This is a genomic window from Bradyrhizobium sp. 132, assembly GCF_023074185.1.
Taxonomy (GTDB): domain Bacteria; phylum Pseudomonadota; class Alphaproteobacteria; order Rhizobiales; family Xanthobacteraceae; genus Bradyrhizobium.
Window position 1 is genome coordinate 1 of the sequence record NZ_JADPKY010000172.1, and the last position, 588, is coordinate 588.

The 588-nt window shown below is 60.2% G+C and carries 1 protein-coding gene; it reads left to right on the plus strand.

The genetic code is table 11. The features are described 5' to 3' along the window. The coding region (locus tag IVA74_RS38090; protein ID WP_247352934.1) for an IS5 family transposase at window positions 1-588 on the plus strand (588 nt) is incomplete at both ends.

Below are 588 nucleotides of genomic sequence, written 5' to 3' on the forward strand. Positions count from 1 at the left end.
TGATTTGAACCGCAGCCTTGGAAAGCTATACGCCAGCGAGGGACGTCCTTCGATCCCTCCGGAGCAATTGCTGAGCGCCTTGCTGCTGCAGGTGTTCTACGGCATCCGCTCGGAACGCCAGCTGATGGAGCAACTGGACTACAATCTTTTGTATCGCTGGTTCGTGGGACTGTCGCCGGACGATCCGGTCTGGGACCCGACCACCTTTACCAAGAACCGGGAGCGGCTGCAGAACGGCGATGTGTTCACGAAGTTCATGACCAGGCTTCTGAACCATTCTCAGGTCAAGCCGCTATTGTCGGACGAGCATTTTTCGGTGGACGGAACGCTGATCGAAGCCTGGGCTTCGCAGAAGAGTTTTCGCCCCAAGGACGGCAGCGGCGACGATGATGACGGCGCCAACTTCCATGGCCAGAAACGCAAGAACGACACCCATGCGAGCACCAGTGACCCGGACAGCAGGCTTTATCGCAAGGCGGCCGGACGGGAGGCCAAGCTTTGCTATATGGGCCACGCCACCATGGAGAACCGGCATGGGCTGGCGGTGGCCGGCAGGGTCACGCATGCCAATGGCACCGCCGAACGCCG